Source organism: Cryobacterium sp. M91, from assembly GCF_002929615.1.
GTDB lineage: Bacteria > Actinomycetota > Actinomycetes > Actinomycetales > Microbacteriaceae > Cryobacterium > Cryobacterium levicorallinum.
This window is the reverse complement of sequence record NZ_PJJT01000035.1, coordinates 1-5,496: the sequence shown is the minus strand read 5'-3', so window position 1 is coordinate 5,496 and position 5,496 is coordinate 1. Positions and strand designations below refer to the sequence as shown.

Below are 5,496 nucleotides of genomic sequence, written 5' to 3'. Positions count from 1 at the left end.
GCGCCGCGCCGTCGTCGGCATCTCCGGCATCTCCGTCGCCCGCGGCGTCGGACGCCCCTCGGCCGACTCCCGGCTCGGGAGCCGCACCGCTCGAAACTGCGCCCGCGGCGGCGCCAGACGAGCCGGACGCCCACTCGGTGCCGCAGACCAGCGGCACCGGGAGCTCCCCCGGGCACGCGCTGCTCTGATGGCGATGTTCGGCCCCGAGGGCAGCCAGCCCAACGACTCCGACGGTCTGATGAACGATCAGGTGATGCCTACTGCGGATGGTCAGATGGCCTCGAACACCACGGAGGAGGTCGTCCCGCCGAAGTCGGACCGCTCCGCGGCGGAGGACCGCGGGAACTCGGAGTTCGAAGCCCAGGAGGGCAGGCGCGAGGAGACGGCAGGCGCGCCCGCCGTGAGCGTGCCGAGCGACGGCAACTCGACGGTCGGCGACGAGCCGACATAGGGCGGGCGCGACGACCCGACCGATGATGAGCCATCATCGTCGGCCTTCGGCGAAGCGCCTCCATCTCCCTACTCGAGCACCGTCGGGGTGTGAGCGAAGCGCTCGAGCGTTGGGCACGCGGACGACGATGGCCGCGTAAACCCAGCCCGAGAATGTTCTGATGTAGGTGATGTCCGCCACCCACAGGCAGTTCGGCGCTGGCGCGGTGAACGCCCGCCGCACCAGGTCTTCCGGGCGGTCGCTGAGCGGGCCAGGAATCGTGGTCCGTGGACTCCTTGATCGGGTGATGCCGCGCAGCCCCTCACGGCGCATGAGCCGTTCGACCGTGCAGCGGGCGACGGGGTGGCCATCGCGTTTGAGTTGGGCGTGGACCTTCCGCGCGCCGTAAACGCCGTAGTTCTTCTTGTGCACGTCTGTGATCTTCACCACGGTCTCCCCATCCGTTTTCGATCGTTTCGAGGGCGGCCTGCTGGTGGCCGCGTAGTACGTCGACGGGGCGATCTGCATTTCCTTACAGATCGGCTCGACCCCGAAGTCGTGCTTGTTCTCGTCGATGAACCTGATCATCTGATGGAGGGGCGGTCGAGCTCCGCCGCGAAGAAAGCCGACGCGCTGCGCAGGATGGCATTCGCCCTCCGTAACTCACGGTTCTCTCGCTCAAGCTCGAGCAACCGTGCGGCATCCTCCGTCGTGGTGTCCGGGCGAGCGCCGGTATCGATACCGGCGCGCAGCAGCCACTTCCGCAGCGTGTCGGCCGGGATACCGAGTTGCTGGCCGATGCGACTTGAAGCCCCGCGGGCACCGCCGACATCCCCGCGGGCGGCAAGCAGTAGGCGCACCGCTCGTTCCTTCAACTCCGGCGGATATTTCTTCATTGCTGGCATGATTCTCAACCTTTTCGGGTGATCAAGAACCTCCATCAAACCCGGGGCGAGACAGTGCCCGACGCGGGCTTTGCAGTAGGTCGCGTCGAGGAACACGTAGGGGAAGTCCTGCGCGGCCAGGGGGCGGTCGCGGAACTCGGCCACTTCCGCGCGAGGCCGGCGCAGATCCGGGACACTTCCGATTTGGATATCCCCGTATCAGCGCCGAGCGCCTTGACCAAGTCGTCGACCTTGGGGGTGGAGACGCCGTGGACATCGGGCCTCCATCACAACGGCGAACAGGGCCTGGTCGACGCGGCGGCGGCGCTCGAGCAGGGCGGGGAAGAACGACCCGGCGCGCAGCTTTGGGATCTTCAGATCGAGGTCCCCGGCCGTCGTGCTTAAGGTCCGTGGCCGGGTGCCGTTGCGATACGTGGTGCGGTCGCCGGAGCGTTCGAACGGGGCAGCGCCGATGAATGCGGTCGCTTCCGCATCGATTAGTTCTTGATACAACGTTTCGGTCGCGACACGGATGCGGTCGGTGACATTGGTGAGTTTGAGTTCTCCCAGCAGGGTGGGCAGGGCAGACTGGTTTAGAGCCATCTCTAATGGTTAGTAGCTGGCCTGGGGCTGGCTGGCAAGCTGGTATCGGCCTTTCCCAACGTGACTCAAGAGCCATCTGTCCCGCGAAAGCGGTGGCTTTCACACGACCTGTCCGCTGGGCTAGGTCGGTGCCGGCCTGACCCGTTTCGATGGCTTCATAGAAGGTTGTCCACCCACGCTCCGGCGGGGGTGTGACTCATTAGAGATCTGCCTCGCGACAATTCTCCCAGGCCCGGATAACGAACCATTTACCGGAAGAAGACACTTCGTGAGCACCGTGGCTGACACATACAAATACGTCATCGGCGTGGATACCCACGCCAAAACGCACACCTACGCAGTCGTTGCTGCCGCTACTGGCGCAGTCATTGACACCGCTTCGTTTCCCACCACCGACGCTGGCACCGCCCGCGCGATCGCATGGATTGAGCGACGCTCGGATGGGCAACAGCTTGCCGCTGTCGAGGGCACCGGCTCCTACGGAGCAACCGTGACTCGCGCTCTCACCACCGCGGGGATTCGCGTCTGCGAGGTCAAACCACCCAAACGGCAGGCCCGGGATGGTCACGGTAAAACCGACCAAATCGATGCCGTGGCTGCCGCCCGCACCGCGCTTGGCACCGATGCGACCGCGCTGATTCTGCCGCGCGCCGACGGGCTTCGCAGCGCCCTTCGAGTTCTGCTCGTCGCGAGACACAGTATCGATTCCCAACGCACCAGCGACCGCAACGCGCTCAACGCGCTCCTGCGGATAATCAACCTGGGCCTCGACGCCCGCGCACCCCTGACCAACACTCAAGTCGACATCATCGCCGCATGGCGCGATCGCTCCAGCGATGACACTGCCGCTGCCGTCGCCCGATCTGAAGCCCGCAGGCTCGCCTCCGCGATCCACCAGCGCACTCGCGAGTTGGAAACGAATCACGCGGCCCTGTCAAAGCACGTCGACGAACTCGCTCCAGGCATCCAGGACATCCCCGGTGTCGGACCATTCACGGCCGCTATCATCCTGACCGCTTATTCCCACCAAGGCAGAGTGCGCTCGGAAGCCGCCTTCGCGGCGTTGGCTGGCGTTAGCCCAATTCCGGCATCATCGGGAAATACGACCCGGCATCGCCTCAACCGCCACGGCGACCGTCAACTGAACCGAGCGCTCCACATCATTGCCCGCTGCCGCATGATCACCGACCCCACGACGAAAAGCTACGTTGACAGAAGAACCGCCGAAGGCAAGACCCGGCGAGAGATCCACCGCTGCCTCAAACGATTCATCGCCCGCAGCCTCTATCGCTCACTGGCGACCCTTACTGCTTGACTTCAACCATAGAAGGGTCGTGTGATGTCCTTCGTGAGTTGCTTTCGTCGGTACTCACTGACCATCCCACGATGGCTCCTCGCGTTGACGAAGCAACGCTCAAAGCAGGGAAACAACACCACACAATGGGACATGACCGCAGGCGCGCACGGCGATGAAGAACGTCATTGTTGCTTTGCGAGCAGCGAGAGCCTGACTGGACGGCGTCCTGAGCACACGAGTTCACGCCGCATCACCCATTCAGAGCGACCTCGCGGACCCTGCAGCAGCCGTTTTTGATGCCTACGCGAAGAATGACACATCAAGGACGCTCCTGAAAGTCGCCGTCCTCGGACACAACACGGATCAACTCGTGGCAATTGAACCTGTCGAAGCCTGGGCTTAGGCGTGGTTCTGCGCCGCCGATTGCGGCCGCTGATTCTCAGCGCTGACCATCCAGGCGTACTGCTCCAACTTCTCAATGAAAAGGTGGAGAATATCGGCGCTGGTGGGATCTTCCTCGTCGACGTCATCATGCACGGCCCGCATGTTCTCCACCGTGAGGTTTAGGCGTTGCGTGATGAGGTTGATCGCGTCGGTGGTGATTACCTCGCCGGCGGGAAAGCTCGGCAAGTGCGTGGTTGCGGCGACGGTTTCGATGCGTCCGTCGGGCTGCGCGTTGAGGGCGCGCAAGCGTTCGGCTAATTGATCAGAGAACTCACGCACATCCCCGACGATTTCGTCGAGCTGTAGGTGCAGGTCACGAAAATTCGGTCCGACGATGTTCCAGTGCGCCTGCTTGCCCTGCAAATGCAGCGCAATCAGGTCGACAAGAACGGACTGCAAGTTCGTGCGAAGTGTCTCGGAGGCGTGCATGGTGTCCTTCCGTGGTACGCGGATAAAGCAAAAAATATGGCGTCATTGCATCAGCCACCGTCGCGGTTGAGCGGGTTTCAACAAACGTCGTGACCTGTTTGAGGTCTCTCTTGATGATATGACCATCAACCCAAAGACCGCGCTGAGCTGTATTGACCCGGAAGGGCGATTGATCCCGTTGAAAAGACAGCTCACGAAAGAGAATGTTCACCAAAGCACAATCACATCGGGACTTCACTTCCGAATACAAAACGACGCCGTGAAATGAGTCGTCTTCACAACCAGGCGGCCTCGACCGCTCTTCGATCGGACTAAGTCTGCGAGATGAGAGAGAGACCCAATGTCATTGTATCCCACGGGATGCGCCTGTTTGCTTTGCCAAACACAGGGCTTGTCCAGCCAGCATTCAGCCCATACCCGTACTGTTCGAAACGGAGTCCCCCACTTCAAACGAATGAGTCCCGACAGATTCCTCGCCTCCCCCAGGCGCAGCGTAGTCGGGGCTTTTTCGTAACTATCATTGAACTCGTCGATAACTCCCAGCCATTCAGGGCCGTGCACGCTAAGCCCACCGCTGGCCTGCAATCGGCCTAGTCAACTCCGGGCTCAGTCCCCGGTAGCAACTCGTTTGAATCGCTTTTGGATGGCGTTGTTAGGGACGTCGGTTATTGTGATGAGGGAGGGCTCACCGCTAATGCAGTGGGCTCTCGCCAATTCCGGACACCGGCCAAGCCGCCACTTGTGAGATCGCGGCGAAATCGTCCAAGTACTGCCAGCCTCTCTCAGCGCTCGCACTGACTGCCGTTATCGGCTTCGGGCTGCCCTCTCTCGACAAGTTTTTTTCGACCGGTTGATCAAGTCAGAGGTGCCTGTGGATTGCGCGGTTGAACGTGCTCACCAGAACGACACCAACCTCAACCGCACCGAGAGATGGACAAAGCGTTCCGCCTACTCGGCAGTCCGGACGATACGCACGCAACAATATCCGTCTTTTGGCGCGAATTGANAACAATATCCGTCTTTTGGCGCGAATTGAACCTTGCGCGCGCGCTCCCCCGCACCCTCCGCGACCCCTTCCAGTAGGGCGAGGTTGGCCGCGCAGATGGTCTCGGTGTGGCCCTTCGCCAGCTGGTGGAATGGGCAGTTGTGAAGAAGCAGTCCGCCATCACCATCATCCACAGGCTCATATCCGGTTGACTGCAGCACCGCATCCAATGAGCCGGCACTCGTACCCAATGCACGACCGTGTTCTTCGGACACCCGAGCGAGCGACTCCTGGGCGGGCTTCCCGGTGCGATCAGATTGCTCGATGGCAGAAATCAACAGCTCTCCGGCCAGAGCGTAGTGCCGGTCCGGAACGGACACGGCGATTTCGTTGACCGCACGACGGTACAGCTTGGCGGGCCGTC

General features: G+C 62.0%; 5 protein-coding genes, 2 pseudogenes and 1 other annotated feature. Of the genes and pseudogenes, 2 read left to right on the top strand and 5 right to left on the bottom strand.

Annotation, left to right across the window (positions count from 1 at the left end; all coding sequences use genetic code 11):
• The first annotated feature begins 187 nt into the window (after positions 1-187).
• The gene (locus tag CXY80_RS18970) at positions 188-451 is read left to right on the top strand and encodes a hypothetical protein (protein ID WP_146070600.1); all 264 of its coding nucleotides are present in this window, start codon (positions 188-190) and stop codon (positions 449-451) included.
• A 33-nt stretch (positions 452-484) separates the two neighbouring features.
• Here the strand turns inward: CXY80_RS18970 and CXY80_RS00475 are convergent, their stop codons facing one another.
• The 3 genes and pseudogenes from CXY80_RS00475 to CXY80_RS00465 all read right to left on the bottom strand — a co-directional run.
• On the bottom strand, positions 485-1,018 hold the full coding sequence (locus CXY80_RS00475; protein ID WP_104131173.1) for an IS3 family transposase: 534 nt from the start codon (positions 1,016-1,018) through the stop codon (positions 485-487).
• Positions 944-1,057, bottom strand: a sequence feature (AL1L pseudoknot). Its footprint overlaps the gene before it by 75 nt.
• Entirely contained in the window at positions 1,015-1,326 is a 312-nt protein-coding gene (locus CXY80_RS00470) for a transposase (RefSeq protein ID WP_233194741.1), read from the bottom strand. Its footprint overlaps the feature before it by 43 nt. Before CXY80_RS00470 ends, CXY80_RS00475 begins: the two co-directional genes overlap by 4 nt.
• Before the next feature lie 66 nt (positions 1,327-1,392).
• A pseudogene (locus tag CXY80_RS00465) lies at positions 1,393-1,917 on the bottom strand (transposase); the annotation flags it as partial.
• Positions 1,918-2,185: 268 nt separating this feature from the next.
• Between CXY80_RS00465 and CXY80_RS00460 the strand changes: the two are divergent.
• The gene (locus CXY80_RS00460) at positions 2,186-3,232 is read left to right on the top strand and encodes an IS110 family transposase (protein ID WP_104131172.1); all 1,047 of its coding nucleotides are present in this window, start codon (positions 2,186-2,188) and stop codon (positions 3,230-3,232) included.
• 381 nt (positions 3,233-3,613) lie between these two features.
• On the opposite strand, the gene CXY80_RS00455 is transcribed toward CXY80_RS00460, so the two are convergent.
• Complete coding sequence (locus CXY80_RS00455) at positions 3,614-4,087, bottom strand: Dps family protein (RefSeq protein ID WP_104131171.1); 474 nt, start codon at positions 4,085-4,087, stop codon at positions 3,614-3,616.
• A gap of 948 nt (positions 4,088-5,035) precedes the next feature.
• Positions 5,036-5,496: pseudogene (locus CXY80_RS20565) on the bottom strand (transcriptional regulator); the annotation flags it as partial.